This is a genomic window from Amycolatopsis sp. NPDC104819, from assembly GCF_055583145.1.
Genome location: NZ_JBVJON010000031.1, coordinates 1 through 26,432, shown reverse-complemented (window position 1 = coordinate 26,432; position 26,432 = coordinate 1). Strand labels below are relative to the sequence as shown.

The 26,432-nt window shown below is 72.2% G+C and carries 24 protein-coding genes and 1 pseudogene; 11 read left to right on the top strand and 14 right to left on the bottom strand.

Going from position 1 to position 26,432, the window contains the following annotated elements; genetic code table 11:
* Positions 1 to 586: 586 nt before the first annotated feature.
* Positions 587 to 1,657: an aldo/keto reductase gene (locus ACZ63E_RS45540; RefSeq protein ID WP_465342540.1), complete on the bottom strand. Its 1,071-nt coding sequence runs from the start codon at positions 1,655 to 1,657 to the stop codon at positions 587 to 589.
* A 117-nt stretch (positions 1,658 to 1,774) separates the two neighbouring features.
* Positions 1,775 to 3,301 (bottom strand): tannase/feruloyl esterase family alpha/beta hydrolase, encoded by a 1,527-nt coding sequence (locus ACZ63E_RS45535; protein WP_465342539.1) that lies wholly within the window; start codon positions 3,299 to 3,301, stop codon positions 1,775 to 1,777.
* A gap of 147 nt (positions 3,302 to 3,448) precedes the next feature.
* On the opposite strand from ACZ63E_RS45535, the gene ACZ63E_RS45530 reads away from it, so the two are divergent.
* Together ACZ63E_RS45530 and ACZ63E_RS45525 are read left to right on the top strand one after the other, a co-directional pair.
* Positions 3,449 to 6,187: an ATP-binding protein gene (locus ACZ63E_RS45530; RefSeq protein WP_465342538.1), complete on the top strand. Its 2,739-nt coding sequence runs from the start codon at positions 3,449 to 3,451 to the stop codon at positions 6,185 to 6,187.
* 94 nt (positions 6,188 to 6,281) lie between these two features.
* Positions 6,282 to 7,298 carry an alpha/beta fold hydrolase gene (locus tag ACZ63E_RS45525; RefSeq protein WP_465342537.1) on the top strand — a complete coding sequence of 339 codons (1,017 nt, stop codon included), beginning with the start codon at positions 6,282 to 6,284 and terminating at the stop codon, positions 7,296 to 7,298.
* A 93-nt stretch (positions 7,299 to 7,391) separates the two neighbouring features.
* Here ACZ63E_RS45525 and ACZ63E_RS45520 read toward each other — a convergent pair whose 3' ends face one another.
* The 3 genes from ACZ63E_RS45520 to ACZ63E_RS45510 form a co-directional block, all read right to left on the bottom strand.
* Complete coding sequence (locus ACZ63E_RS45520) at positions 7,392 to 8,990, bottom strand: ABC-F family ATP-binding cassette domain-containing protein (protein ID WP_465342536.1); 1,599 nt, start codon at positions 8,988 to 8,990, stop codon at positions 7,392 to 7,394.
* A gap of 190 nt (positions 8,991 to 9,180) precedes the next feature.
* On the bottom strand, positions 9,181 to 9,444 hold the full coding sequence (locus tag ACZ63E_RS45515) for a hypothetical protein (protein ID WP_465342535.1): 264 nt from the start codon (positions 9,442 to 9,444) through the stop codon (positions 9,181 to 9,183).
* Positions 9,445 to 10,008: 564 nt separating this feature from the next.
* Positions 10,009 to 10,968 (bottom strand): ArsR/SmtB family transcription factor, encoded by a 960-nt coding sequence (locus ACZ63E_RS45510; protein WP_465342533.1) that lies wholly within the window; start codon positions 10,966 to 10,968, stop codon positions 10,009 to 10,011.
* 276 nt (positions 10,969 to 11,244) lie between these two features.
* Here ACZ63E_RS45510 and ACZ63E_RS45505 point away from each other — a divergent pair, with 276 nt between their 5' ends.
* From ACZ63E_RS45505 to ACZ63E_RS45480, 6 genes are read left to right on the top strand one after another with little or no spacing between them, the layout of a single operon-like run.
* Entirely contained in the window at positions 11,245 to 12,336 is a 1,092-nt protein-coding gene (locus tag ACZ63E_RS45505; protein ID WP_465342532.1) for a Med9 domain-containing protein, read from the top strand.
* A complete protein-coding gene (locus ACZ63E_RS45500; RefSeq protein WP_465342531.1) occupies positions 12,261 to 13,457 on the top strand; it encodes a sensor histidine kinase in 1,197 nt (398 codons plus the stop codon). The genes ACZ63E_RS45505 and ACZ63E_RS45500 overlap by 76 nt, the downstream gene beginning before the upstream one ends.
* 23 nt (positions 13,458 to 13,480) lie before the next feature.
* Positions 13,481 to 13,891: a roadblock/LC7 domain-containing protein gene (locus ACZ63E_RS45495; RefSeq protein ID WP_465303581.1), complete on the top strand. Its 411-nt coding sequence runs from the start codon at positions 13,481 to 13,483 to the stop codon at positions 13,889 to 13,891.
* The gene (locus ACZ63E_RS45490) at positions 13,888 to 14,265 is read left to right on the top strand and encodes a DUF742 domain-containing protein (RefSeq protein ID WP_465303583.1); all 378 of its coding nucleotides are present in this window, start codon (positions 13,888 to 13,890) and stop codon (positions 14,263 to 14,265) included. Before ACZ63E_RS45495 ends, ACZ63E_RS45490 begins: the two co-directional genes overlap by 4 nt.
* Positions 14,246 to 14,824 carry a GTP-binding protein gene (locus tag ACZ63E_RS45485; protein ID WP_465342530.1) on the top strand — a complete coding sequence of 193 codons (579 nt, stop codon included), beginning with the start codon at positions 14,246 to 14,248 and terminating at the stop codon, positions 14,822 to 14,824. Before ACZ63E_RS45490 ends, ACZ63E_RS45485 begins: the two co-directional genes overlap by 20 nt.
* A 20-nt stretch (positions 14,825 to 14,844) precedes the next feature.
* Positions 14,845 to 15,618, top strand: a complete 774-nt coding sequence (locus tag ACZ63E_RS45480; RefSeq protein WP_465342541.1) for an MHYT domain-containing protein — start codon at positions 14,845 to 14,847, stop codon at positions 15,616 to 15,618.
* Here the strand turns inward: ACZ63E_RS45480 and ACZ63E_RS45475 are convergent.
* Entirely contained in the window at positions 15,587 to 16,435 is an 849-nt protein-coding gene (locus tag ACZ63E_RS45475; protein ID WP_465342528.1) for a PaaI family thioesterase, read from the bottom strand. The genes ACZ63E_RS45480 and ACZ63E_RS45475 overlap by 32 nt on opposite strands.
* Before the next feature lie 75 nt (positions 16,436 to 16,510).
* Between ACZ63E_RS45475 and ACZ63E_RS45470 the strand changes: the two genes are divergently transcribed.
* On the top strand, positions 16,511 to 17,224 hold the full coding sequence (locus tag ACZ63E_RS45470; RefSeq protein ID WP_465342527.1) for a BBE domain-containing protein: 714 nt from the start codon (positions 16,511 to 16,513) through the stop codon (positions 17,222 to 17,224).
* Here the strand turns inward: ACZ63E_RS45470 and ACZ63E_RS45465 are convergent.
* The gene (locus ACZ63E_RS45465; protein ID WP_465342526.1) at positions 17,199 to 18,323 is read right to left on the bottom strand and encodes an FAD-dependent monooxygenase; all 1,125 of its coding nucleotides are present in this window, start codon (positions 18,321 to 18,323) and stop codon (positions 17,199 to 17,201) included. The genes ACZ63E_RS45470 and ACZ63E_RS45465 overlap by 26 nt on opposite strands.
* A gap of 136 nt (positions 18,324 to 18,459) precedes the next feature.
* A pseudogene (locus ACZ63E_RS45460) lies at positions 18,460 to 18,570 on the bottom strand (FAD-dependent monooxygenase); the annotation flags it as partial.
* 106 nt (positions 18,571 to 18,676) lie between these two features.
* Here ACZ63E_RS45460 and ACZ63E_RS45455 point away from each other — a divergent pair.
* The gene (locus tag ACZ63E_RS45455) at positions 18,677 to 19,177 is read left to right on the top strand and encodes a MarR family winged helix-turn-helix transcriptional regulator (protein WP_465342525.1); all 501 of its coding nucleotides are present in this window, start codon (positions 18,677 to 18,679) and stop codon (positions 19,175 to 19,177) included.
* 3 nt (positions 19,178 to 19,180) lie between these two features.
* Here the strand turns inward: ACZ63E_RS45455 and ACZ63E_RS45450 are convergent, their stop codons facing one another.
* Entirely contained in the window at positions 19,181 to 19,939 is a 759-nt protein-coding gene (locus tag ACZ63E_RS45450; protein WP_465342524.1) for an SDR family NAD(P)-dependent oxidoreductase, read from the bottom strand.
* Positions 19,940 to 19,999: 60 nt separating this feature from the next.
* On the opposite strand from ACZ63E_RS45450, the gene ACZ63E_RS45445 reads away from it, so the two are divergent.
* Complete coding sequence (locus ACZ63E_RS45445; protein ID WP_465303591.1) at positions 20,000 to 20,530, top strand: ferritin; 531 nt, start codon at positions 20,000 to 20,002, stop codon at positions 20,528 to 20,530.
* A 143-nt stretch (positions 20,531 to 20,673) separates the two neighbouring features.
* Here ACZ63E_RS45445 and ACZ63E_RS45440 read toward each other — a convergent pair whose 3' ends face one another.
* From ACZ63E_RS45440 to ACZ63E_RS45420, 5 genes are read right to left on the bottom strand one after another with little or no spacing between them, the layout of a single operon-like run.
* Complete coding sequence (locus ACZ63E_RS45440; RefSeq protein ID WP_465342523.1) at positions 20,674 to 22,797, bottom strand: alpha/beta hydrolase family protein; 2,124 nt, start codon at positions 22,795 to 22,797, stop codon at positions 20,674 to 20,676.
* On the bottom strand, positions 22,794 to 23,903 hold the full coding sequence (locus ACZ63E_RS45435; RefSeq protein ID WP_465342522.1) for an alpha/beta hydrolase family protein: 1,110 nt from the start codon (positions 23,901 to 23,903) through the stop codon (positions 22,794 to 22,796). The genes ACZ63E_RS45440 and ACZ63E_RS45435 overlap by 4 nt, the downstream gene beginning before the upstream one ends.
* A 19-nt stretch (positions 23,904 to 23,922) precedes the next feature.
* Positions 23,923 to 24,900, bottom strand: a complete 978-nt coding sequence (locus tag ACZ63E_RS45430) for a transporter (RefSeq protein WP_465342521.1) — start codon at positions 24,898 to 24,900, stop codon at positions 23,923 to 23,925.
* Complete coding sequence (locus tag ACZ63E_RS45425) at positions 24,897 to 25,778, bottom strand: ABC transporter ATP-binding protein (RefSeq protein WP_465342520.1); 882 nt, start codon at positions 25,776 to 25,778, stop codon at positions 24,897 to 24,899. Before ACZ63E_RS45425 ends, ACZ63E_RS45430 begins: the two co-directional genes overlap by 4 nt.
* Positions 25,775 to 26,170: a GntR family transcriptional regulator gene (locus ACZ63E_RS45420; protein ID WP_465342519.1), complete on the bottom strand. Its 396-nt coding sequence runs from the start codon at positions 26,168 to 26,170 to the stop codon at positions 25,775 to 25,777. The genes ACZ63E_RS45425 and ACZ63E_RS45420 overlap by 4 nt, the downstream gene beginning before the upstream one ends.
* Positions 26,171 to 26,432 lie beyond the last annotated feature (262 nt).

Genomic DNA, 26,432 nt, shown 5'->3' with positions numbered 1-26,432 from the left:
CTGCAGGAGTGGGTACCGAATCTCACCGCGAGGCGACCCCCCCCCCCCCCCCCCCCCCCCCCCCCCCCCCTCCCCCCCCCCCCCCCCCCCGCGGGGATGTCTTCGCGATGGCTCAGCGAGACATGATGACCCACCACAAGGGCATGATTGCATGCACGATGGTCCCTCTCCTTCGGATATCCGGGACCGGCATCCCCCGCAACGGATAAGGTCTAACCTTATCGAACCGGTGTCAAAGGGGGCTCCATGGGAGAGCCTTGCCGCCGATCATTCTTTGGTGTCGGCGGGAACCATAACAGGCTGGATGGTGGGCCATCTTTTGCCCCCATCACTCCTCGGGGAAACACGTTCGAGGGAGTGTCACTCCATGGCCTGACCAGGCAACTTCGCTGCGGAGTCAGGACATCTCGCCGTCCCCGATGCTCCACTGTGGAGCGTCCACCGCGGACCGCGTGAACCGAACAGAGCAGCGCGGCCACCCGTCGGAGTGATGCCATTTCTCCGACGGGCCCGGCCGCGCCCAGGAATGCGAATACTTTTCACTCGATCGAGGACATCAAGCTGGTTCCGGTGATACCGACGGTGACTACCAGTTCCGCACCGCGGGGGCGTACCCCGCCGGTTTGTCGCCGATCTTCAGGTCCGGGCTGACGATCCAGTTCTGGTACCCCGGCGTGAACATCCGGTACACCGACGCCGGCGGCGCCGCGCTCGCCTCGTCCAGCCGGGTCCGCAGCTCGGCCGGGATTTCGAAGTCCAGCGCGGCCATGCTCTTGCCGAGCTGCTCGGCGCTGCTCGCGCCGACGATCGCCGACGCGATGCCCGGCTGGGTGGCCACCCAGTTGAGCGCCACCTGGGCCATCGTCACACCCAGCTTGCCCGCCACCTCCTCCAGCGGCTTCAGCAGCTGCCAGTCGCGCTCCGACCACGTCTGGGACTCCGCCGAGCTGAAGCGGCCCGACGCGCCGTCGCGGTACTTGCCCGTCAGGAAGCCGCCCGCCAGGGGGCTCCACGCCGTGATGCCGAGGCCGAGGCTCTGGCCCATCGGGACGTGCTCGGTCTCGATTTCGCGCTGCACCAGGGAATACGGCAGCTGCAGGTTGATCATCGGCGTGAGCGAGTGCGCCTCGGCGTACGTCTGCGCCCGCGACGCGTACCAGCTCGGGACGTCGGACAGGCCGGCGTAGCGGATCTTGCCCGCGCGGACGAGGTCGTCGAGCGTGCGCACGACCTCCTCGACCGGGGTGAGCCGGTCCCACGTGTGCAGCAGGAACAGGTCGACGTAGTCGGTGCCCAGCCGCCGCAGGGACGCCTCGAGCGCGCGGATCAGGTGCTTGCGCCCGTTGCCGCCCGCGTTCGGGTCGCCCGGGTCGACGCTGTTGGTGAACTTGGTGGTGAGCACGACGCGCTCGCGCACACCGGCTTCGGCGATCAGCCTGCCGAGGATGGTCTCGCTCTCGCCCGCGGTGTAGAAGTCGGCGGTGTCGACGAAGTTGCCGCCCTCGTCGAGGTACTTGTGGAAGATCGGGCGGACCTCGTCCTCGGTCTTCCCGTACGCGGCGTGGAACCCGCCGGTGCCGAAGTTCATGGTGCCGAGCGCGAGCCGGCTGACGCGCAGGCCGGAGCGGCCGAGCAGGTAGTACTGGTCAAGAGGCATGGAAAGTGCTCCTGGGGCGAAGAAATCCGTGGACCGGTTCAGCGTGCTCCCGGAATTTTGGACCCGCAAGTCCAGTCCGGGTGGGCCGGAACCGGCTCCGGCCCACCCGGGCTCACCTCAGCGGCAGCGGTAGCTCGACGCCACCGCCGGGTCGCCGTGACCGGTGTAGCGCGACACCTTCGGGTACGCGCACAGGTCGCGCGTCGCCTTCCCGTCGAGGGTCGCCGCCGCCAGCGTGGCCGGCGCCTTGCCGTGCTCGACCCAGTCGACCAGCGCGCCCAGCGCGTCGGTCGGCTGCGCGCCGGCGCCACCGCCGCAGTGCTCGACCCCCGGGGCGAGGAACAGCCGGTAGAAGTCGTTCACCCGCTGCGAACCGCCCATCGTGCGCTCCACCCGCTGGCGGTACTGGAGTGTGCCGCCGGGCGGGATCAGCTGGTCGTCCGCGCCCACGAACGTGAGCAGCTTGCCGCCGGCCCGCCGGAACGCCGACAGGTCGGGGTCGGCCGTGCCGATGACGTCGTCGTACTCACGGACCGACTGCCGGAACAGGTCCGTGAACTGGGCGTACGTGAGTTTCGAGGTGTCGAAGCCGGGCTGCTTCGCCAGGAACGACTGCACCCAGAGGACGGCCACCTGGAACCCCGGCGCGGTCAGCTCGCCGGTGACCGGGTCCGGCGCGGTCCCGGCCAGGTAGGTGAAGTCCGCGCCCTTCGGGAGGCCGTCCCAGAGCTTGCGGCCGCGCTCGTCGGTGGGGCCGGCCCAGATCTTGCGCATGACCTCGGCGTCCGTCGCCGTGACGGTGACTTCCTTGCCGTCGCAGAGCAGCTTCGTGCCGACCAGGCTGCGCGGGTCGTAGCTGCACTCGTCCGGCCGGTCGACGATGCCGTTGGTGACGCCGTCGCGGGCGTCACAGGCCTGGATCGCGGCCTGCCGGAACGCCGTGAGCACGCAGGTGCTGAGGATGTCATGATCCTGGTTCATCACGATCTGCGGCCAGAGCGTCGCGACCGCGAACTGCGTCCACTGGACGGCGGGCGCGTTGGCGAGGACGCCGTCGAAGTCGCCGGGGAAGCGCTGCGCCTCGGAGTACCCCTGACGGCCGCCGGTCGAGCAGCCGTTCCAGTAGGAGTAGGTGATCGGCCGGTGGTAGTGCCGCTGCGTGACGTCCTTGCCGATCAGGGCTTCTTCGTGCGCCGAGCGGGTGGCGAAGTTGGTCAGGAGCGTCTTGTCGACCTTCCCGCCGGGCGTCACCGCCCACGACGTGTCGAGGCCGTCCGTGGACACGCCGGCGTCGGTCGTCACGCCGCTGTAGCCGTCCTTGACCGCCTGGACGAGTGGGGCGTCGAAGTTGCCCGCGGCGTAGGCGCTGCCGCCGACCGCCTGGAGCCGTCCGGTCCAGCCGGTCTCGGGCAGCGCGACGGCGACCTTGACGTGGTCCTGGCCGGAGTGGGTCAGCGTCACGGTGATCTGGCAGTAGCCGGTCTTGCGCTCCGCGGTCACCGACTCGATCTTCGCGCCGGGCGGCGCGGGCACCGAGACGGCGGCGCAGGCCGGCGTTGCGGCCGCCGCCGGCGGGGCGAGCGGGACCAGGCCGGTCAGCAGGAGCGGCATGGCGGCCGCCAGGAACTGGGGGAAACGTCTCATCGCTTTCCTCTGTGTGGGTTCCGTCCGATGTGGACGTGTGAGCACGCTAGGGCGGCGGCCCGGGCGCCCGCGCCCGTCGGATGACGCTGTCGCCGTACGTCACTCCGCTCTGAGCTGGGGAAACGTGCCTTGGGTAAGGTCGTTTCCATGGTGCTGCACGGGCGGGATACCGAGCTGAAGGAGCTGACCGAGCTCGTCGACGGCGCGGGAGACCGCAGCGGCGTCCTCATCCGCGGCGAAGCCGGCATCGGGAAGTCCGCCCTCGTGGCGGAGACGGCGGCCGCGGCGTCGGTCGCGGGGCTGCGGGTGCTGCGGACGACGGGGGCCGAGGCCGAGCAGCACTTCGCGTACGCGGGGCTGCACCAGTTGCTCCACCCGGTCCGCGCGGGCGTCGCGGACCTGCCGGCCCCGCAGCGCGACGCCCTGCGCACGGCGCTGGGCCTGGCCGAAGGCCCGGAGCCGAGCGCCTACCTGGTCGGCCTCGCGGCGCTGACGCTCCTGTCCGACGCGGCGGCGGCCAAGCCGGTGCTGCTGGTGGCCGAGGACGTGCACTGGCTCGACCGCGCGAGCGCGGATGTTCTGGCGTTCGTCGCGCGCCGCATCGAGACCGAGCCGATGGTCCTGGTGGCGACGTTGAGGGACGACGCGGAGACGCCGCTGCGCGACGGGGGTCTGGCGCCGATGCCCCTGGACCGGTTGCCGCCTGACGCGTCGGCTGATCTGTTGGACGCGATCGCGCCCGGGCTGGCCCCGGCGGTCCGCACCCGGTTGCTGACCGAGGCGGCGGGCCATCCGCTGGCGCTGACGGAGCTGCCTTCGGCGGTGGCCGAGTTGGATGGGCTGAATCTGGAGCTGCCGTTGACGGAGCGGCTCGAGCGGACGTTCACGGCCCGGGTCGTGGGGCTTCCGGCGGCGGTCCGGACGGTGTTGTTGGTCGCGGCGTTGAACGAGACGACTTCGCTGGCGGAGACGCTGGCCGCGGCTGGTGCGCTGCTCTCGGACGACGCCATTCCCGCCGGAACCCCTCTCAGCACCCCCGCCGCGCCGGGGCCCGACATCCTCGCCCCCGCCGTCGAGGCTCGGCTGGTCGATCTCTCCGCCGGGGCCGTCACTTTCCGCCACCCCCTCATGCGCGCCGCCATTCCCGCCGCCGCTTCACCCGCCGATCGGCGCCGCGCTCACCTCGCGCTCGTCGAAGCCCTTCACGACCAGCCCGACCGCAGGGCCTGGCACCAGGCCGCCGCCACCGCCGGGCCCGACGAAACCGTCGCCGCCGAACTCGAACGGACCGCCGAGCGCGCCCGCTACCGAGGTGGGGCCGCCGCCGCGATCGCTGCTCTCGAACAGGCCGCCCGGCTGAGCTGTGAGCCGGACTGCCGGGCCGATCGGCTACTGCGGGCCGCCGAGCTCGCCGTGGAGTCCGGCCGGCGGGAGACCGCCGAACGGCTGGTCGTCGCGGCCAAGCCGGCCGGGCCGCGGCGGAACGCCACCGCCGCCCGGCTGCTCAGTGAGTTCGAAGACGGCGTCCGGGAAGATCCCGCCCGCGTCGCCGAACTGGCCGCCCTCGCCACGGCCGTCGCGCGGGACGGCGAGACCGACGACGCCGCCCGGATCCTCTGGAGCGCCGCCATGCGGTGCTTCTGGATCGAGCCCGGCGCGCCCGCCCGGCAGGCCCTCCTCGACGTCGCCGACCGGCTCCCGCTGCCCGGCGACGACCCGCGCATGGTGGCCATCATCGCCTACGTCGCGCCCTTCGAACGGGGTGACGTCGTGCTGGAACGGCTGCGGGAGCTGGTGGGCGCCACCGGCGCCGACCCCGAAGTCGACCGGTACCTGGCCAGCGCCGCCCTGCAGGTCGGCGCCTTCGACCTGGCCGCGCGGTTCTCCGCGGCCGCCGCGCCGGGCCTGCGGGCCCAGGGCCGGCTCGGGCTGCTGCCGCGGGCGCTCGCCGTGCAGGCCTGGAGCCGGGTGCGGCTCGGCGACCTCGCCGGTGCAGTGCCCGCCGCGGCCGAAGCCGCCCGCTTCGCGCAGGAGACCGGGCAGCCCTTCATGTTCGGCCTCGCCGTCGCGGTCCAGGCCGAGATCGCGGCCCTGCGCGGTGACCACAAGCAGGCGAAAACCCTCGCCGACGAGGCCGAACGCGCCGGGCTCGCGGCCGGCGCCCGGCCCGTGCTCGCCACCGTGCAGCTCACCCGTGGGCTCACCCACCTGAGCGAGGGCCGCTTCGAGGACGCGTTCGCCGACCTGTGTCGCCTCCACGACCCGGCCGACCCGGCCTACCAGCTGGCCCTGCGCGCGTACTGCGTCCCGGAGCTGACCGAGGCCGCGGTGCGCGCCGGGCGGACCGAGGCGGTGCGCGACATCCTCGCCGAGCTCGAGCCGCTCGCCGCGCGCACGCCGTCACCCGCCCTGCACATCGGCCTGCGCTACGCACGAGCGGTGCTCGACCCCGGCGACGCGCTGTTCACCGCGGCCCTCGGCGCGGACCTGACCGGCTGGCCCGCCGAACGCGGCCGCGTCCACCTGGCGTTCGGCGAGTGGCTGCGACGGCAGCGGCGGGTCGTCGAATCCCGGACGCACCTGCGCACCGCCCGCGAGACCTTCGACGCGCTGGGCATGACGGCGTGGGCCGAGCGGGCGCGCCGCGAGCTGCGCAGCGCGGGTGAGTCGAGCCCGAACCGGGGCCCGGACGCGCGCGAGAAGCTGACCCCGCACGAGCTGAGCATCGCCCAGCTCGCGGCGGCGGGCCTGACCAACCGCGAGATCGGCCAGCGGCTGTACCTTTCGCACCGGACCGTCGGCACCCACCTGCACCGGATCTTCCCCAAGCTGGGCGTGAGCTCCCGCGCCGACCTCGCCGGAGTCGTGAAGCCCCTGGACGGGTGACTTACACCGGCTGCGTCGTCCGACGGGCGCGAGGGTCACCTGAAGCTCCTTAACGTCGTGAAAGTCCCACGGTCTTTCGCACAGGAGCTTCCAGATGATCAGCAGGAGAAGGTTCGGGCAGGCGTTCGCGGCGGGACTGGCGGCGACGTCCTTGGCGGCCTGCTCGTCGGCCACACCCGCCACCGCGCCCGACCCTCGCGCCGGTTCGGGTGAGCACACCTCGCTCGGCGAGCTCAAGCACGTCGACGCCGGGGTGCTGACCATGGCCTACGCCGAAGCCGGCCCGGCGACCGGGCAGCCGGTGATCCTGCTGCACGGCTGGCCGTACGATCCGCACAGCTACGTCGACGTCGCGCCGATCCTGGCCGCCGCCGGGTACCGGGTGATCATCCCGTTCCTGCGCGGGTACGGGCCGACGACGTTCAAGTCTGCCCAGACCGTCCGCAATGGACAGCAGGCGGCGGTGGCGCTGGACGTCGTCGCCCTGATGGACGCGCTCAAGATCGGCAAGGCCGTGCTCGGCGGCTACGACTGGGGCGCGCGGACCGTCGACATCATCGCCGCGCTGTTCCCGGAGCGCTGCAAGGCGGTCGTCGTGGTGAGCGGGTACATCGTGACGAACCTGGTGGCGAACCAGCAGCCGCTGACGCCGGTCGCCGAGCTCGGCTGGTGGTACCAGTACTACTTCGCGACCGAGCGCGGCCGCGCCGGGTACACCGCGAACCGCCACGACTTCAACAAGCTCATCTGGCGCAACGCCTCCCCGGCGTGGGACTTCGACGACGCGACGTACAACCGCAGCGCGGCGGCGTTCGACAACCCCGACCACGTCGCCATCGTCGTCCACAACTACCGCTGGCGGCTGAGCCTCGCCCCGGGCGAGCCGCAGTACGAGGCGTACGAACGGAAACTGGCCACCGGACCGGCGATCACGGTGCCGGCCATCACGATCGGCAGCGACTTCGACGCCGCGGCGAAGGACGGCAAGCCGTACCGCGCGAAGTTCACCGGCAAGTACGAGCACCGGATCTTCGACGGCATCGGCCACAACGTGCCGCAGGAGGCGCCGCGGCCGTTCGCCCAGGCGATCGTGGACGCCGACCGGATGTGAGTCTGCCGCGGCCTGTCGTGAGTGGTAATTAGGGTTCTAACCCGAATTACCACTCACGACAACTTGCGCCGAGCGTGACTTCCGCTCCTTACGTCACCGCAGCCGCCCGTCTTCCAGGCGGAGCCGGCGTTCGATCCCGATCTCCGCGAGGAAACGCTCGTCGTGGCTGACCACGACGAACGCGCCGCGGAACGCCGTCAGCGCGCTCTCCAGCTGCCCGGTGCTGACCAGGTCGAGGTTGTTCGTGGGCTCGTCGAGCAGGAGCAGCTGCGGCGCCGGCTCGGCGAACAGGACACACGCGAGCGTGGCGCGCAGCCGTTCGCCGCCGGAGAGCACCCCGACCGGCAGGTGCACCCGCGAGCCGCGGAACAGGAAGCGCGCCAACAGGTTCATCCGCTGCGCCGGGAGCATCGCCGGGGCCGCCGCCGTCAGGTTCTCGGCGACGGTCCGGTCGTCGTCGAGCAGATCCAGGCGCTGGGACAGGAAGGCGATCCGGCCGTCGGCGCGGGACACGGAACCGCTGTCGGGCGCGAGATCGCCGGTCAGGAGCCGCAGCAGGGTGGACTTCCCGGCGCCGTTCGGGCCGGTGAGCGCGATCCGCTCGGGCCCGCGGATCGCGAGGTCGACCCCGTCGGGGAACAGGTCCCGCACCTTCAGCCGCTCGCCGGTGAAGAGCGTGCGGCCGGCCGGGACCTCGGTCTGCGGCAGCTCGAGGCTGATCTTCTGCTCCGTGCGCAACGCGCGTTCGGCCTGGTCGAGCTTGGTCTTCGCCGCGCCGACGCGCGCCGCGTGCGTGCCGTCCGCCTTCCCGGCCGACTCCTGCGCGTTGCGTTTCATGGTCCCGGCGAAGATCTTGGGCAGCCCGGCGTTGCCGAGGTTGCGCGACGCCGTGCTCGCGCGGCGGGCGGCCCGTTCGCGGGCCTGCTGCAGCTCCCGCTTCTCGCGCTTGACCTCCTGTTCGGCGCTGCGGACGTTCTTCTCGGCGACCTCGCGAGCAGCCTCGACGGCGTGCTCGTAGTCGGTGAAGTTCCCGCCGTAGAACCGGATTTCGCCGCTTTCGAGCTCGGCGATCCGGTCCATCCGGTCGAGCAGCGCGCGGTCGTGGCTGACCACGAGCAGGCAGCCGGACCAGTCGTCCAGCACGCCGTAGAGCCGTTCTCGGGCTTCGAGGTCGAGGTTGTTGGTGGGCTCGTCGAGCAACAGCACGTCCGGCCGCTTGAGCAGCTGCGCGGCGAGGCCCAGCGACACGATCCGGCCGCCGCTGAGGGTGCTCAACGACCGATCGAGCCCGACGTCGGCGAGGCCGAGCCGGTCGAGCTGGGCGCGGGTGCGTTCCTCGACGTCCCAGTCGGTTCCGATGGTGGTGAAGTAGTTTTCGTCGACGTCACCGGATTCGACGGCCTCGATGGCGCGCAGGACCGGGGCGACCCCGAGGACTTCGGCGACGGACAGCTCGCCGCTGAGGGGCAGGTCCTGCGGGAGGTAGCCGAGCATCCCGTCGACGGTGACGCTGCCCGCGGACGGGGTCAACACGCCGGCGACGAGCTTCAGCAGCGTCGTCTTGCCGGAGCCGTTGGGCGCGACAAAACCGGTGCGGCCACTGGGAAAGGTGGTGGAGAGGTGGTCGAAGACGGGGGTGTCGTCCGGCCAGGAGAAGGACAGGCCGGACAGGACGACGCAGTTTTCGGGCACGGAGAAGACCTCGGAGGGTGAGGAGGAAAAGGTGGTCGACAAAAGGCGGCCACACCGGTGCTTCACCGGGGGCCCGCACACTCCGGAACTATCCGGAGATGTCGACGTCACCTGCCACGACCGCGCTCCTCCTCGAAAGGATCTTCTCTACGACGATAACACCCGCGCCGTGCCGAACTCCGGCTACGGCTCAGGCGAGTTCGGACGAGACGACGGCGGGCAGCTCGCGCAGCCGCTCGAGCAGGGGCTCGATCTCCTCGGTGCTCAGCAGCAGGGCGCAGACGAGGCTGCTTTCCCGGACGCCGTCACGGATGTCGACCGACAGTTCGTGCGCCAGGCGGCCGTCCTGGGCGAGAGCGGTGATGAGGGCCGGAACCGCCTGGGCGCCGCCGACGAAGTACGTCGCGATGCGGCGGCGCAGGAGCATGGGGGCGAAGGAAGCGGGGCTGGACATGGCTGGTCTCCACGGGGAAGTGCGGAAAGGGAGCGGGGCCAGGTCCGCCGAAGAGAGGTGCCGCGAATCCACGGGTCGCCAACGCTGCGCGCCGGCAACCTGGTTCAGCCGGCGCGCCGGGTTACGAGTCGCGAGGACTTGATCAGACGCTGCACGGCGACAGGCTAACACGGGTCCGGGTGGGCGGGGCAAGACGTGGAGTCGGCCTGGGTGGGTGATGCGGGGCGCGGACTCGGCTCGGGCGGGCGGGTGCGGGGTGGGGAACTCAGCTCGGCGGGCGCTGCGGGGTGCGGGACTTGGCGTGGTGGGGGTGCGGGCTCGGGCTCGGTGGGCGGTGCAAGGCGCGGGAATCGGCCTGGGCGGGGTGGGTGATGCGGGGCGTGGACTCGGCTCCGGCGGTCGGCGCGGGGTGCAGGAGTTGGCCTGGGTGGGAGGTGCGGCTCGGGTGGGCGGCGCAAGCCGCGAACCTCAGCCCGCTCGGGCCGCGCAAGCCCCGAACCTCAGTCCGGCCCGGCCGTGCAAGCCGCGAACCTCAGCCCGCCCGGGCCGCGCAAGCCTCGAACCTCAACCCGCCCGGATGACCGCCAAACCCAACGGCGTGCTCTCGTGGATCTGCGACTTGCCCGCCCGCGTGCTCGTGATCAGCCCGCTCGCCCGCAGGATCGACGCGTGCTGGCTCGCCGTCGCCAGGGAGATTCCGGTCAGCGCCGCCAGCTCGCTCGTGTTGCACGGCGTTGTCGCCAGCGTCACCAGCACCCGGGCCCGCGTGGCGCCCAGCAGCGCGGACAGCGACGCCCCGGGCTCGGCGTCGCGGTCGAAGCGGGGTTGGCTGATCGAATAGACGAGGACCGGGGGCAGGTCCGGGTCCTTGTACGTCGTCGGCATGCCGTGTGCGAAGAACGCCGGGATCAGGCGGAGGCCTCGGCCGTCGAGGTGCAGCTCCTGCTCGACCGGGAAACGCACTCGCAGCACCGGTGGTGACCACGTGATGTCCGGGTGCAGCGTCGACAGCAGGAGCTGCGGGCCGCCGCGGTCCAGGGCCGAGCGCAGCCGGAGCCGGTCGCGGGCGACCGCCGCTCGCACCGCCGGCCAGTCCGGCGCCAGGCAGTTCCGGTAGTAGTCGTGCAGCGACGTGCCGAGTCGCCGCAGTTCTCGCGATTCGCCGCCGGCGAGGCGGCGCAGCCACGGCTGGACGCGGGTGCCCTGCGCGACTAGCTCCGCGACGTCCGCGGCCAGCTTCGGCGACGGCGTCCCGAGCACCGCCGACACCCCGTCGGTGATCGTGCGGGCCCCCGCCGGGGTGAGGAAGTCCGGGCAGTAGCCGTACGGCGGGACCGCCGACAGCAGCAGCCGGCCCGAGTCGGGGACCGCGGAGCGTGACCCCTTGCGCCACCGGCCGAAGAACGGCTCGCCTTCCGGCCGCCGGATCCGGTAGCTGCTCATCAGCAGCTCCCACATCGGGTCGGCGTCCTCGGCGATGGTCAGCTTCGCCAGGTCCGCGTCCGTGAAGTGAACTCTCAACATCGCCGCTGTGCCCCTTTCCGCGCCGAGGGTAGCCGGGGGAGGAATTCACCGGATCCCCGGGCGGTTCCGTGCGTTCTTGAGGATTTCTTCACCCTCCGCGAAGGTAAAAAGCCGCGCTGTCGAAGATTACCCTGCGTAGCTGATGCGTACGGGGGAAACGGCTCGCATTCCTTGACAACACCACGGCTCGCAGAGTTACGTCGGCGGTCTGAATTCTGCGAGAAAAGGACCCGGAAATCGTTCTCGGGCACCGGTACGAATCGAGCCAAGCCACCGATGAAAGAAGAAGAACCCGCGTCCCGTCGTGCGGCCGCCCGCTGGAAACCCGGCACCTGGCGGCTGCGCACCAAGATCTCCGTCGTGTTGCTGCTGCCCGTGCTGGTCGCGCTCCTGCTGGCCGGCGGGCGGGTGCAGGCCGAGCTCGCCCGGGCGGGCGACCTGAGCGCCGTCCGGGACCAAATGCCGGTCGTGCAAGGGATCGCCGAGCTCGGCGGGCTGGCCGACGACGAGATGAGCCACGGCGGCGGCGCCGCGCAGACCGCGGCCGTCGACGAGAAAGCCGCCGCCGTCCGGCACGACGCCGCATTTTCGCAGCTCAACCCGGATTTGTCGCGAACGCTGGAAGATCAGCTGGAGAAATTGGCCGGACTGCGTCAGCAGACCGGTTCTTCCGCGGCCAGGACCGCCGCTTACCACGACTTCGTCGTCGCGCTCAGCGAAGTGATCCCCGGCATCGTCGGGCAGGCCGGGAATACCGATCTCGACGACGCCGCCGACGTCACGAAAGCGTTGGTGCAGCTGAGGACGAGCCTCGCCGGCCGCGCGGACGCCGCGGCGGGTGAGGGCGTCGCCGCCGCCGAGGAGACCGTGCTCACCGGGCAGCTCCGCCGCGCCCTGCCCGCCGGTGCGGCGGCCGCCCGGTTCGCCGCGGCGACCAGCCCCGGCGCCGGGGGGCCTGCGGCCCGGCGCGCGTTGCTCGGCACGATCCTGGCCGAGCAGGTGAAAGCGCTTTCGGACGCGGTCGGCGTACAGACCAACGCCGCCCGCTCCGACGCGCTGCGCGACACCGCGCTGGTGCTCGCGTCCCTGCTCGGCGCGCTCGCCATCGCGCTCGGCGTGGCGCGGTCGGTGGTCGCCCCGATCCGGCGGCCGCGCTCGACACCGCGCGCCGTCGGCTGCCCGGGACGATCGAGCGGATCCGCGACGGCGAAGAGATCGACTGGCAGGCGACCCCGCCGCTGCCGGTCGACACCGAGGAGGAGATCGGCCAGCTCGCCCGCGCCTTCGACGACATGCACCGGCAGGCGGTGCGGCTGGCCGTCGGCGAGCAGGCCGAGATGCGCATCCAGGTCAGCGAGATGTTCATGACGCTCTCGCGGCGCAGCCAGTCCCTGGTCGAGCTGCAGCTGTCGGTGATCGAAGACCTCGAAGCCGACGAGCAGGACCCGCAGCGGCTGGCCGAGCTGTTCCAGATCGACCACATCGCCACCCGGCTGCGGCGCAACGGCGAGAACCTGCAGGTCCTGGCGGGCGGACGGCCGGTGCGCCGCGACGTCGGGCCGGTCGCGACGGTCGAGCTGCTGCGGGCCGCGACCTCGGAGGTCAAGGATTACCAGCGGGTCGCGCTCGGCAACGCGCCGCGTGGGTCGGTGCAGTCCGAGGCCGCCGCCGACGTCGTGCACATCCTCGCGGAGCTGCTGGAGAACGCGATCCGGTCGTCGCCGCCGGACGACCAGGTGGTGCTCACCGCCGACCGCGGCTTCGACGGCGGCGTGCTGATCGAGGTCGTCGACGTCGGGCTCGGCATGAGCCGCGAGGACATCGAGGCGGCCAACGCGCGGCTCGCCGCCGGGGCCGCGGTCAGCCCGGAGACCACCCGGCGGATGGGCCTGTTCGTGGTGAGCAGGCTGGCCGCGTCGCACGGGATCACCGTCCGGCTGCGGCCGACGACCACCCGCACCGCGAGCGCCGGCATCACCGCCAGCGTGCACGTCCCCGGGGTGCTGATCCAGGTCGACCTGCCCCCGCGCTCCGGCCCGCCCGCGCTGCTCCCGGCGACCAACGGCGTCCACGGCGTCAACGGCGTCCGGTCCAACCCCGAACCCCGCTGGCCCGCCGAAGACCCCGGTCCCGCCGTCCTCGAGCCGCTGCCGACGCCGATCTTCGACCACATGCTGTCGCACTGGTTCGCGGACCCTCCGGCGGAACCGGCGGCGCCCGGCGCCTGGGCGACCCCGGCTGACGACGTCCGGCAGGCCGCGGAAGCCGCGGTCGGCACGCTTGACGACGTCGAGCTCACCGAGTCGGGACTGCCGACGCGGCAGCCCGGCGCGCAGCTCGCTCCGGGCTCGGTCGCCGAGCGCCGGCCCCAGCAGGCGGACACCTCGTTCCGCGATCCGGCCGCGGTGCGGAACAACCTTTCGCGGCACTACAGCGGTATGCGCGCGGCCCGGCACCGGGTCACGGCCGATCCGAAGGCGGAGCAGTGAGCACGCGGCGGGAAGGAGCGGATGTGGCCGAGAGGTCCCGGAACTGGCTGGTGTCGGCGTTCACGCAGGAGGTGCCCGGCGTCGCGCACGCCGCGCTCGTCTCGGCGGACGGCCTGCTCGTGGCGGCGAACGAAACCCTGCCGCGCGACCGGGCCGACCAGCTCTCGGCGATCGCGTCCGGCCTCTCGAGCCTCGCGCTCGGCACGGCCGACCTGTTCACCGCGGGCCGGGTCGTGCAGTCGGTGATCGAGATGGAGCAGGGCTTCCTGCTGCTGATGAACGTCGGCGACGGCTCGAACCTGGTCGTGCTGGCCAACCCCGGCTGCGACATCGGGCTGGTGGGCTACGAGATGACGCTGCTGGTGGACCGGGTCGGGAAGCAGGTCGACACCCCGGCGCGGCCCACGGCGGCGGCGCCGGGAGCGAGCCGGTGACCCCAGGCCGGCGACGTGCGGGCGGCCGGCACGCGGCTTCGCTGGCCCGCCCCTACGCGTGGACCGCCGGGCGCACCCGGCCGACGGTCGACCTGGCGGTGGAAGCCCTCGTGGAGACGACCGCGCAGGGGCGCACCGCCCCGTACAGCCCGACCGACCCCCTGGGCGTGGTGACGCAGCTGTGCCTGCACCAGCGTTCGGTGGCCGAGGTCGGGCTCCACCTGGGCGTGCCGCTCGGCGTGGCCCGGGTGCTCATCGGCGATCTGCTGATCGCCGGCCAGGTGTCGATCCGCGACACGCTCACCGCGGACGCCTCCTTCGACGAACGGAACGACCTGCTCGAAAGGGTCCTCAGTGGACTACGCGCACTCTGAACGACGGATCACCTCGGCCAAGATCGTCGTGGCCGGCGGGTTCGGGGCCGGCAAGACGACCTTCGTCGGCGCCGTCTCGGAAATCAACCCGCTGCGGACCGAAGCCCTGATGACGGCGGCGGCCGTCGGCGTCGACCGGACCGAGGCGGTGCCGGGGAAGTTCGCGACCACCGTCGCGATGGACTTCGGCCGGCTCACCCTGGCCGAGGACCTGGTGCTCTACGTGTTCGGCACGCCGGGGCAGCACCGGTTCTGGTTCATGTGGGACGACCTGGTCTGCGGCGCGGTCGCGGCGATCGTCCTGGTCGACACGCGCCGGCTGGCGGACTGCTTCGCCTCGATCGACTTCTTCGAGTCGCGCGGCCTGCCGTTCCTCGTGGCCATCAACCAGTTCCAGGACACCCGCCCGCACGCGCCCGACCAGGTGCGCGAAGCCCTCAAGATCCCGGCGGCGGTGCAGGTCGTGACCTGCGACGCGCGGTCGCCGGAGTCGACCAAGCACACGCTCATCGCCGCGGCCGAGCACGCGCTCGCCGAGCTGCACGAGCCGAAAGCCTGACAGGAGCCCGGAAAATGCACATGGACCACGACGACTTCGCGATGGGGCACTGGCTCGTCGTCCTCGCCTACCTGACCTCGGTGGTGGGCTGCGCGCTCGGCCTCGCTTGCACGTTGCAGGCGCGGTCGACCGACCAGCCGCGGACCCGGCTGATCTGGCTGGCGCTGGCGGCGGTGTCGATCGGCGGTGTCGGCATCTGGGTCATGCACTTCATCGCAATGCTCGGGTTTTCCACGCCCGGGCTGCCCGTGCGTTACGACATCTTCCGCACGGCGCTTTCGGCGGTCCTGTCGGTGGTGGCGGTGTTCTGCGGGCTGCTGGTGTTCGGCGTCCGCAACCGGTTCGCCTGGAAGCGGCTGCTGCTCGGCGGGCTGCTGACCGGGCTGGCGGTCAACGTCATGCACTACACGGGGATGTGGGCGGTCCGGATCAAGGGCACGATCGGCTACGACCCGACGCTGGTGACGCTCTCGGTGGTCATCGCGGTGGTGGCGGCGACGGCGGCGCTGTGGTGCACGGTCGCGCTGGACAAGCTCCTGCCCCGGCTGGCGGCGGGCCTGGTGATGGCCGCGGCGGTCACCGGCATGCACTACACGGGCATGGCGGCGGTCCGGCTGCACCTGGACCCGGCGGCGCCGGACCCGTCGGGCACGGAGGTGTTCTCGTTCCTGTTCCCGGTCTTCGTGCTGGCGGCGCTGGCGATGGCGGTGCCGATCTGCGCGGTGCTGATGGCGTCGGCCGGCTCGGAGTCGCGCCACACCGCTACCGCGGCTTCGGGAAGCGGTCTGCGCTGAAGTGCACGAGGATCGCGGTGGCCGACGCGCACACGACGTCACCCGCGCGCAGGGTTCCGGTGGCGTGCAGCTTGCGTCCGTCGCGCCGCACGAGCCGCCCTTCCGCGGTGAGCGGCACGGCGTACGGCGTGCCGTGGTGGTAGTCGACCGTGAGGGACGCCGTCATGCCGGGGAAGCCGGCCGCGGCGGTCGCGCGGCCCAGGACGTGGTCCAGGACCGCCGCGACCCAGCCACCGTGGACCCGCCCCGGCGGCCCCTCGTGCGCGGCGCCGAGGAGGACGTCGGCGCGGACGGACTCCGGGCCGACGTCCACCCAGGACAGCGGCGGCGCGAGCGGGTTGCCGGGGCCTTCGAGGGGGTTGTTGACACTGAGGTGACCACCACCCTCGAGGGCGGCGAGCAGCAACGGAGCGGAGCCGCCCGCCGCGCGCAGGGCCGCCGTCACCGCTTCGACCCGGCCGGCCGCGGCGACGAGGTCGGCGGAGTCGCCGACACACACGGACGCCTCGATCAGCTCGCGGATCCGGTCGCCGAGCAGCGCCCGCTCGGCCGGGACACCGTCGACGACCGGGAAAGGGCTGGCCATCACACCCCCAGAACTAGAACACGTTTCAGTGCAGTCTAGCTCCGGGGGAGCGGCTCGCCCAGGGACACCGGGGCCGGGCCAGGTCACCTTCTTCGGCCGCTTGTGCAGCCGCGCGCCGATCCGCGCGGGAAAGGTCCCGGCGGACGTCGCTTTCGTCGGGTCGAGGAGCAGGCTCGAGCCGAGCTGTTCCTGCAGCGCCGAGTAGTAGAGCAGCCGCGCCGGCGCGGCCAAGGCGCCGCTCGACACGTGCGAGCGGACCGGGGGCCACGCCGCCGCGGAGCGGCATGGCCCCGGTGCTCACTCGCAGTGGCCGCCGCGCCGGCCGCGGCCCGCGTGCTGGACGAGCACCTCACGGCCGTCCTCGGCGACCTGGTGCCGGCCGAGTTCGCCCGGGCCGGCGAGTTCGGCCCGATGCCGGGGCTGGCCCGCCCGCGGCGCCTGCCGTGGCTGCGCGCCACGCGGTTCCTCGGCACCAACACCCCGGTGCTGACCGACCCGACCCTGCGCGCCGAGCACAAGTCGGCGTACGTCCGGAGCACCTTGCCGGACGCCCAGCTGCGCACGGCGTACGAGTTCCTGACCCGGCCGGACGTGACGAACCCGGAGACGATGCTGGTGGCGTTCTCCTACGGCGGCGCGATCTCGGCGGCGACGGCGGTGGCCCAGCGCGACAGCACGTTCAAGCTGCTGTACCAGGCATTCTGGTCCACAGTGGACGCGGACGCGGCGAACATCGGGTGGGTGCGGGACTTCTACGGCACGATGTACGCGGGTACGGGCGGGGTGCCGGTGCCCGGCGAGGTGGTCGACGGCTGTTACGTCAATTATCCGGACGCGGACCTGTCCGACCCGGCTTGGAACACGTCCGGCGTCCCGTGGCACGACCTGTACTTCAAGGGCAATTACCGGCGGTTGCAGCGGGCGAAGACGGCGTGGGATCCGGGTGAGGTGTTCCGGCACCGCCAGTCGATCCGCCCGGCGGCCGCGGGCGGCGTCAGCGAGGACCGAACCAGTCGGTGAGCGCCTCCGCAAGCCCGTCCGAGCCCGCCCAGGCGACATACCCGTCCGGCCGCAGCAGGATCGCGGGCGCACCCAGGTCTTCCCCGTGCTCGACCACGTCGACGGCGTCCTTCCACGGTGCCGGGCTGTCCGGGCCCCCAGGCCCAAGCAACACCACCGGACGACCGGCGTGCAGCACTTCGGCCACCGTCCGATCACCCAACGGGAGATTCGGCAAGAACTCGCCGGACAAACCGCGGCCGTCGCCGTAGCGGATGCCCTGGGCGCTGACGCGGTCGCTGAGCAACCGGTTGCCGTCCGAAGTGGACAGAAGGTCGGCGACCAGGTCGCGCAGCGGCTCGAACTGCGGGCCCGGCCGCATCAGCGCCGCCTGGGCCCGGGTGTTCGCGATCACCGCTTCGGCGATCGGGCGTCGCTCGTCGTGGTAAGTGTCGAGCAGCCTCTCCGGCGCCGTGCCCGCGACCACCATCGCGAGCTTCCAGCCGAGGTTGACCGCGTCCTGCAGGCCGAGGTTGAGGCCCTGCCCGCCGAGGGGTGCGTGCACGTGGGCGGCGTCGCCGGCGAGCAGGAGCCGGCCGGTGCGGTAGTGGCCGGCCAGCCGGGTGAAGTCGCTGAACCGGCCGAGGAACGCCGGGTCGGTCATCGGCACGTCGTGGCCGAGGATCCGCGACGCCGCCCCGCGCAGGTCGTCCAGCGTGGCCGGGGCGCCGCGCTCGGGCAGGGGCTCGGTGAACTCGTGCGCGAGGATCCGGCTGTGCCCGGCCGGGTTGACGTTGACCAGCGTCCAGCCGGTCGGCCCCTGCGTCCAGCCGCCGGGCACGCGCGCCGGGTCGCCGAGGCGGGCCAGGCCGAGGAGGCCGGCGAACGTGGCCGGGTGGGTGGTCCCGGTGATCCCGGCGGCCGCCCGGACCGTGCTGCGGGCGCCGTCACAGCCGACGACGTAGGCCGCGGTCAGCTCGCCCCCGTCGGTGGTGACGGTGACGCTCCCGCCGTCGTCCCGCACCCCGGTGATCGTTCGCCCCCGCAGGATTTCGACGCCGAGCGAGCGGGCCTTCGCCTCGAAGAACCGCTCGATGTCGGACTGCGCCTGGCCGATCATCGGCGCGCCTTCGAGTGCGGGTGACTCCAGGGGGCAGCACCGGGCGCCCGCCGAAGTGGAACGGGACTTCGACCATCGCGTGCGGGTTCCGCGGCGGCTGCGGCGCCGGGAGATAGCCGCGGCGCAGGAACGTCTGCGCGGTGCGCGCGTGCAGCGTGCCCGCGCGCGGTTCGTCGTGGGTTTCGGTCAGCTTCTCGACGACGGTCGTGCGCACGCCGTGCCGGCCGAGCTCGGTGGCCAGCAGCATGCCGACCGGTCCGCCGCCGGCGACGATCACTCCGGGCATCGTTCCCTCCCTCGTCACGAGGTCGAAAGGTACGAGGTCGTAATGTCCGTCATTGTAGAGTACGGGGATGGAGCGTGATTTCGTCGACGACGTGCTGGACCAGTGGCGCGGCCAGCGCCCGGACCTCGACCCGGCCCCCCTGGCCGTGCTGGCCCGGCTGACCCGGATCGCGCGGCGGGTGACCCGGCGCCTCGACGACACGCTGAAGGACTACGGCCTGCTCCACGCGGACCTGGACATCCTCGGCACGCTGCGGCGCGCGGGAAAGCCGTACGAGCTGTCGCTGGCGGAGATCGCCCGCTGGATGCTGGCCGGCAACAGCACGATGACCAGCCGGCTCGACCGCCTGGTGGCGGCCGGGCTGGTCGACCGGCAGCAGAACCCGGCCAACCGCCGCACCGCGCTCGTGCGCCTCACGCCGGCGGGCCTGACGCTGGCCGACGAGGCGTTCACCGCGGAGCTGGCGACCCAGGAGGAGCTGGTCAGCGGCCTGAGCGGCCCGGACCGCCGGGAGCTGGCCGACCTGCTGCGCCGCCTCTGCCGCTCGATGGGCGAGGTCCCGGACTGAGCCTCACCAGGTCGGGCGCGCGGTGACCCCGCCGTCCACCACGAGGTCGTGGCCGGTGATCCAGGACGCCAGCGGTGAAGCGAGGAAGAGACACGCGTTGCCGACGTCTTCGGGCGTGCCCAGCCGCCCGAGCGGCGCCGCGCGGTGCCAGCGTTCGACACCTTCAGGCCAGTCCCGGTCGAGCCCGGGGCGGCCGATCAGCCCGGGGGACACCGTGTTCACGCGGATCCCGCGCGGCCCGTACTCCAGCGCCGCGCCCCGGGCGTGCATCACCAGCGCCGCTTTCGCCGCGCTGTAGTGGACGTGCCCGGCCGCGGGCTGCCGGGCTTCGATCGAGGCGACGTGCGTGACGCTCCCGCCGTCGCGCATCAGCCGGGCCGCCGCCTGGGTGCAGGAGAAAGCGCTTGTCAGGGACGCGTCGAGCATCGCCTGCCAGCGTTCGGCGGTAAGGTCCGCGAGGGCTTCGACCGGCTGGACGCCGGCGTTGTTGACCAGCGCGTCCAACCGGCCGCCCCACGTCGCGACGGCGTCGAGCAGCGCGTGGCAGGCACGGTCGTCGGTGAGCTCCGCGGTGAACGCCTTCGCCCGGCCGCCCGTGGCTTCGATCGCCGCGACGACGTCGTCACCGGCCCCGGGACGGCGGTGGTGCACGGCGACGGCGCTCCCGGCCGCGGCGAACCGGAGCGCGATGCCACGGCCGATCGTGCCGGCCGCGCCGGTGACGCAGGTGGTCGTGCCGGACAGGTCGGGCGCGGTGGTCATCCCGGGATCGTTTCACCGCAACGCGTGTCGCGCGCATCCGGCACGTCGTAGGTTGGGGCCATGGCCAAAAAGTTCGCCGGGCTCCTGCAGGAGCAGATCCGGCACGAGTTCACCGCCGCCCAGCAGTACATCGCCCTCGCCGTCTGGTTCGACGCGCGCGACCTGCCGCGACTGGCCAAGCGCTTCTACCGGCAGGCGATCGAAGAGCGCAACCACGCGCTGGCGATGGTGCGGTACCTGCTCGACCGCGACCAGCCGGTGGTGATCCCGGGCAGCGGTGAGGTCCGCAACGACTTCTCGAGCGTGCACGAGGCCATCGAGCTGGCGCTGACCCAGGAGCGCACGGTCACCGCGGACATCGAGGCGATGGCGAAGGCCGCGCGCGCCGAGGAGGACTACCTAGGGGAGCAGTTCGTGGCGTGGTTCCTCACCGAGCAGGTGGAGGAGATCGCGCAGATGTCGACGCTGCTCACCGTGGTCGAGCGCGCCGGGGGCAACCTGTTCGAGGTCGAGAACCACCTGTACCGCGAGGCGGCGACGGCGGTCGAGGACGCGCCCGACATGCCGCCGGTCGCGGGCGGGAAGCTGTAGCGGTCACCTCAGCGTGGTGAGCCGGATCGCGAGCCACAGCGTCCGGCTCGGCGGCGGTGAGCAGGGTGAGCGTTCGATCTACGCCTTTTGCCCGGAAACGGCGGAAGCGGCACACCCCCACGAGTGCCGCTTCCGCCGTCTTTTCAGTGGCAGAACGAGACTTCCGGATCACCCGGCCGGTCGAGCACCGGCCGCGGCTTCCCCCGGAGGTGCTGGTCGAAGAACGCGTTCACGTACGTCCGCGTGATCTCCTGCGTCCGGAGCGCCCCGGTCTTCGCCCCGAAGTCGGCGCCGAGCTCGTCACCGACCAGCCCGACGTCGGTGAACGACGCGTGCTGCGTGCCCGCCACTTCGGCCCAGCGCTTCCAGCCGCTCAGCTGGGCCCAGTCCCGTTCCCACGGCTTGTTCCCCGGCGCGCAGGCCGTGGGCGCCGGCTGGTGGCTCACGAACATGAACGGCCGCGAAAGGGGCGCCGTGAGCCCCACCTCGGTGGTGCCGTCGATGTCCATCCCGGCCTTGATCCGCGGGTCGGCGACCATGGTGGGCAGGGTGCTCGCCCCGCCGACGGAGTGCCCGGCCATGCCGATCCGGGACGCGTCGACCAGCCCGGCCCACGCCGAGTGGGTCAACGAGTCCAGCACGAACGCCACGTCGGCCGCGCGGCCGTGCTCCAGCTTCTGCCAGAACGCGCTGTCGTGCGGCACTTCGCACGACGCGCAGCCGGCGAACCGGCCGTCGGGGAAGCTCGTCCCGGCGTTCTCGTAGGTGTGGCCGACCACCGCGACGGCGTACCCGTGGCTGGCCAGGTCCTCGGCCAGCGCGGTGAGCGTCGCGCGGGGTTTGGTGTAGCCGGGCGAAAGCACGACCAGGGGCAGCCGGTGCCCGGCCGGCCGGGCGTCGGCCACGGAGTTCGTCACCATCGTCGTGAGCCAGTCCGGTGGTACGGCCAGGCCGCTGTCGGTCAGCAGGGCCGCGGACTCGGCGGCGGTCAGGTACGGCGTCTTCGGGCCCTTGGCCGACGCCGCCGGGTAGAACAGCGACACCATCAGCTCGCGGTAGGGCACCGACGGCACCCACGGGTCGGGCCGCGAGGTGTCCTTCAGGTACACCGCCGTGCTGCCGACCGGCTGGTCCCCGGTCGGCGCGGGCAGGTACGGCGTCGACGTCCGGGCGAAGCTGACCTCCGGGTACCGCGAAGACGGCTGGTCCAGCAGCGGCTGGGCCCGGCCGCGCAGGTGCTGGTCGAAGAACGCCCGGACGTACGCCGCCGTGATCACCTGCCCCCGCGCCGCCGGCGTCGTCGCGCCGAAGTCGAGGCCGAGCTGCTCACCCACCAAACCGATGTCGGTGAACGACGGGTGCGCCATGCCCGCGACGACGAGCCACCGCTTCCACCCTGTCAGCTGCGCCCAGTCCCGTTGCCAGGTACCGGATTCCTGGCCGGTCCCGGGCGTGTATGTGTTCGCGCGGCCCAGGAACAGGAACGGCCGGTCGAGGCCCGGCGAGAGCAGCGGGACGTCCGTCGTGCCGTCGATGTCGATCCCCGCCTTGATCCGCGGGTCGGCCACCATCGCGCCGAGCGCGCTCGCCCCGCCGACCGAGTGCCCGGCCATGCCGATCCGGGACGCGTCGATCAGCGACGCCCACTTCGAGTGCGTCAGCGAGTCCAGCACGAACGACACGTCCGTGGCGCGCCCGCGTTGCAGCTTCGTCCAGAACGCGTCGTCGTAGTTGCCGCAGGCCGCGCAGCCGGTGACCCGGCCGCCGGGGAACGTCGTGGCGACGTTCTCGTAGGTGTGGTCGACCACGACGACCGCGGTGCCGTGGCTCGCCAGGTCCTCGGCGAGCGACGTCAGCTCGGCGCGGGGCCGCTTGCACCCGGGCGACAGCACGACCAGCGGCAGGTGGCGCCCGGCCGGCCGGGCGTCGACCACGGCGTCGGTGCGGACCGTCGTCAGCACCGCCGGGGGGATGCCGGTGATCCCGGCCTCCTCGAAGACGGCCGCCGCCTCGGTTTCGGTCATGAACTGCTTCTTCGGCCCTTGCGCCGAAACCGCCGGGTAGAAGAGGGACACCATCAGCTCGCGGTAGGGCACGGTCGCGACCCACGGGTCCGGCCGCGAAGTGTCCTTGAGGTACAGGGAGGTCGTGCCCACCGGCTGGTCGCCGGTGGGTTTCGCCAGCGTGAGCGCCGGGGACGCCGAGGCGGTCGGCGCCGGCAGTGTGAAGGCCAGCGCCGTGACGCTCAGGAGGATCGTCTTCTTCATCCGATGAACGTCACTTCCGGGTAGGCGGGTGAGAGCGCGGCGAGCAGCGGTTGCGGCCGGCCGCGCAGGTTCCGGTGGAAGAAAGCGCTTACGTAGTGCCGCGTGATCGTCAGCGCGCGTTCTCCCGGGATCGACGCGCCGAGGTCGACACCCAGCTGGTCGGCGAGCACACCGAGGTCGGTGAACGACGCGTGCGCGGTGCCGGACACCATGAGCCAGCGCTTCCACCCGGTGAGGTGCGTCCAGTCCGTTTCCCAGTCGTCGTAGGGACCTTCCTGGCCTGGGACGTAGTTGTCCATGCTGCCCAGGAACAAGAACGGCCGCGCCAGCCCGGACGCCGGGAGCGGGACGTGGATGCTGCCGTCGATGTCGGCCCCGGCCCGGATGCGCGGGTCGGCCAGCATCGCCTGCGTCGTGATCGCGCCGCCCGCGGAGTGCCCGGTCATGCCGATCCGCCGCGGGTCGATCAGGGCGCCCCACTTCTTCGAGCGCAGCAGCGAGTCGAGCACGAACGACGTGTCCTTCGACCGCACCTGCGCGACCTTCTCCCAGATCTCGGGCCGGTCGTCGACCTCGCAGGCGGCGCAGCCGGTGACGTGGCCGTCGGGGAAGGTCGTGGCGCGGTTTTCGTAGGTGTGGTCGATCGCCGCGACGGCGTATCCGCGGCTGGCGAGGTCTTCGGCCAGCGCGGTGAGCGTCGCCGGCGGTTGGGTCCAGCCCGGCGAGAGGACGACCAGCGGCAGGTCGTGCCACCGCCCGGCCGGTCTCGCGTCGACGACCGCGTTCGTCCGGACGGTGCTCAGGACGTCGAGCGGCAGCCCCGGGATGTCCTCCCGTTCGAGGTTGCGCTCGGACTCGAGCGGGGTCATGTACTGCTTCTTGGGCCCGTTCGCCGAGGTCGCCGGGTAGAAGACGGAGACCATCAGCTCCCGGTAGGGCACCGTCGGCACCCACGGGTCGGGGCGTGAAGTGTCCTTAAGGGACAGTGAAGTGACACCGACGGGTTCGTGGCCGGTCGGCCGGGGCAGGTAGGGCGTCGTGGCCGCCGAAGCGGGTGACGCGGAGAGCGCGAGCGTCAAGGCGGTGGCTACCGCGAGAGTGCGCATGATTCCCCCAGGAGTCGGGTCAGGACAGGTGACGGATGCGACGGAAGCAGAACCAGGTGAGCAGGGCGGTCATCGCGAGGAAGAGTGCGAGCTCGAGCCATTGCAACGGCCAGAACCGCGAGCCGGGCTGGTAGGTCAGGCGCTGCTGGTAGCCGTGCGCGCCCAGCTGCGCCAGGCACCGTTCGGCGGTGCCGCGCTCCGGCACGGGGCCGCCCGGTCCCGGCACGCAGCTCCGCACGAAGTCCGGCAGCGGGTCGGCCACGTTCCCGGCGGGGTCGACGGTTTCGTTCGCCAGCACCCACGCGCCGGCCGGGTTGCGCACGCCGATCTCCTGCACGCCGGAGGGGTCGCCGCTGATGTTCGTGATGTTGTCGCCGATCGCCACCGTCATCTGCTCGGGCGGCAGCAGGTACGGCCGCACGAAGTTCGGCACCAGGAGCAGCACGGCGGCGAGCGCGACGAGCGTCACGGCCATGGCGGCCACCGTCCGCTTCAGCAGCATCCCGACCGCGACGCCGAGCGCGAGCGCGAAGGCCGCGTAGCCGATCGGGACGATGCCCCGCGCGCCGAACACCACCGGCGCGATGCGCGAGAGCATCCCGCGATCGGTCTGCTGCGCCGCGAGCGCGTCGATCGGGCTGGCCCACCACGACACCGCGACGCTCAGCAGCGCGCCCGCGGCCATCGCGACGAGGAGCCCGAACCCGAGCTTCGTGGTGAGCCACCGCTTGCGCGTGACGGTCTGGTTCCACACCAGGCTGTGCGTGCCGCTCTCCAGCTCGCGTGTGATCATCGGGACGCCCCAGAAGACGCCGATCACCGCGGGCAGCAGGTAGAGCGCCAGGATCGTCCCGCCGAACAGCGTGTCCTGGTCGGAGAAGTTCGTGCGCCCGACCAGCTCCGGCCCGGTGATCGCGAGCACGACACCGATCACGACCAGCGCGGCGAACACGGACAACGCGGGCGTGCGGAACTGACGCCAGGTCAGCCAGGTCATCGGAGGACCTCCAGGGCGGGGCGGGCGGCGGTGGGGTTGCTCATGTACTCGAGGACGAGGTCCTCCAGGCCGATCTGCCCGACGGTCCACGCGGGGTCGAGGATCGGCGCCTCGGTGCGGACGAGCACGGTGGTCTGGCGGTCGGTGTGCTTCGCCGAGATGACGTGCTGGTCCGCCGGCAGCGTCTCGACGTCGCGGCGCGCCCCGGTCAGGCGGTGGTGGGTGGCGAGCAGCTCGTCGACGTCGCCGATCACCCGGACCTGGGAGGCCACCAGCACCACGAGGTGGTCGCAGACGCGTTCGAGGTCGTTGACCAGGTGCGAGGACATCACCACGGACAGCCCGTGCTCGGCGACCGACTCCATGAGGTCCTGCAGGAACTCCCGGCGCGCCAGCGGGTCCAGCGCCGCGACCGGCTCGTCGAGCAGCAGCAGCTCGGGGCGTTTGGCGATGCCGAGGGTGAGCGCGAGCTGGGCGCGCTGGCCGCCGGACAGCTTCCCGGCGGCCTGCTTCGGGTCCAGGCCCAGCCGCTCGACCCGCTTGGTGGCGAGCGAGTCGTCCCAGCGCGGGTTGAGGTGCGCGCCGAACCGCAGGTGCTCCTCGATGGTCAGTCCACTGTAGACAGGTGTGCTCTGGGCGACGTAACCGACTTTCGCCAGCTGCTCCGGCCCGCTGCCCGGCACCCCGCCGCACACCTCGATCGTGCCGGTCGTCGGCTCGAGCATGCCGGCGGCGATGTTCAGCAGGGTGGACTTGCCGGCGCCGTTGGGGCCGACGAGCCCGGTGACGTGCCCGGCCTCGATCTCGAGCGTGCAGCCGGTCAGCGCCTGCTTGCGCTTGTACTTCTTGCCCAGTCCCTGGGCGCGCAGGACGGTCACGCTATGTCCTCTCTGGCGGAGTCGCGAAACGTGGACATCAGCAGGGCCTCGATGCTCTCTTCGTCGAGACCGGCCTTGCGGGCCTTCGCCAGCCAGCGGCTCAGGTCCTGCCGCAACGGCCCGAGCGTCGCGAACGAGGCGCCCCCGTTCAGCGTCGCGGTCACGAACGTGCCGACCCCCGGCCGGGCCGACACGAGCCCGTCGTGTTCGAGCTCGCGGTAGGCCTTCAGCACGGTGTTGGGGTTGATCGCCAGGCCGGCGACCACGTCCTTGACCTTCGGGAGCTGGTCTCCCTCGCTCAGCAGGCCCAGTCGCAGCGCGTGCCGCACCTGCTGGACCAGCTGCTGGTACGGCGACAGGCCCGACCGGGCGTCGAGGTGGAACTCGATCATCGACAACTCCATTTAACTAGGTGACTAGCACTATAGCTAAAGAGGGGAAGTCGGCGCCAGGGGTTCTTCCGGGCGGAGCCTCCGGACCTGCGCGGCTCGCCGGGGGTGGCAGATCCTCCGCGGGCAACGTCGCGAATGACCCATTGGGGGCGTGAGATGTCTGCAATGGGCAAGGCCGGGTAGTTAGGGCGGGGTGGGGCGTGTCAACGGGCTTGCCGCGGCGTCGGTGACGGTCACATCGATGGTGATCGTGAGGCAGGCG

Coding starts and splice junctions, on each gene's coding strand:
- ACZ63E_RS45430 (WP_465342521.1), bottom strand. CDS start 24,900: ATGACCTGGCTGACCTGGCGTCAGTTCCGCACGCCCGCGTTGTCCGTG.
- ACZ63E_RS45450 (WP_465342524.1), bottom strand. CDS start 19,939: ATGACCACCGCGCCCGACCTGTCCGGCACGACCACCTGCGTCACCGGC.
- ACZ63E_RS45515 (WP_465342535.1), bottom strand. CDS start 9,444: ATGTCCAGCCCCGCTTCCTTCGCCCCCATGCTCCTGCGCCGCCGCATC.
- ACZ63E_RS45465 (WP_465342526.1), bottom strand. CDS start 18,323: ATGATCGGCCAGGCGCAGTCCGACATCGAGCGGTTCTTCGAGGCGAAG.
- ACZ63E_RS45480 (WP_465342541.1), top strand. CDS start 14,845: ATGGACCACGACGACTTCGCGATGGGGCACTGGCTCGTCGTCCTCGCC.
- ACZ63E_RS45540 (WP_465342540.1), bottom strand. CDS start 1,657: ATGCCTCTTGACCAGTACTACCTGCTCGGCCGCTCCGGCCTGCGCGTC.
- ACZ63E_RS45435 (WP_465342522.1), bottom strand. CDS start 23,903: ATGCGCACTCTCGCGGTAGCCACCGCCTTGACGCTCGCGCTCTCCGCG.
- ACZ63E_RS45535 (WP_465342539.1), bottom strand. CDS start 3,301: ATGAGACGTTTCCCCCAGTTCCTGGCGGCCGCCATGCCGCTCCTGCTG.
- ACZ63E_RS45455 (WP_465342525.1), top strand. CDS start 18,677: ATGGAGCGTGATTTCGTCGACGACGTGCTGGACCAGTGGCGCGGCCAG.
- ACZ63E_RS45505 (WP_465342532.1), top strand. CDS start 11,245: ATGAAAGAAGAAGAACCCGCGTCCCGTCGTGCGGCCGCCCGCTGGAAA.
- ACZ63E_RS45445 (WP_465303591.1), top strand. CDS start 20,000: ATGGCCAAAAAGTTCGCCGGGCTCCTGCAGGAGCAGATCCGGCACGAG.
- ACZ63E_RS45510 (WP_465342533.1), bottom strand. CDS start 10,968: ATGTTGAGAGTTCACTTCACGGACGCGGACCTGGCGAAGCTGACCATC.
- ACZ63E_RS45420 (WP_465342519.1), bottom strand. CDS start 26,170: ATGATCGAGTTCCACCTCGACGCCCGGTCGGGCCTGTCGCCGTACCAG.
- ACZ63E_RS45525 (WP_465342537.1), top strand. CDS start 6,282: ATGATCAGCAGGAGAAGGTTCGGGCAGGCGTTCGCGGCGGGACTGGCG.
- ACZ63E_RS45530 (WP_465342538.1), top strand. CDS start 3,449: ATGGTGCTGCACGGGCGGGATACCGAGCTGAAGGAGCTGACCGAGCTC.
- ACZ63E_RS45500 (WP_465342531.1), top strand. CDS start 12,261: ATGCACCGGCAGGCGGTGCGGCTGGCCGTCGGCGAGCAGGCCGAGATG.
- ACZ63E_RS45440 (WP_465342523.1), bottom strand. CDS start 22,797: ATGAAGAAGACGATCCTCCTGAGCGTCACGGCGCTGGCCTTCACACTG.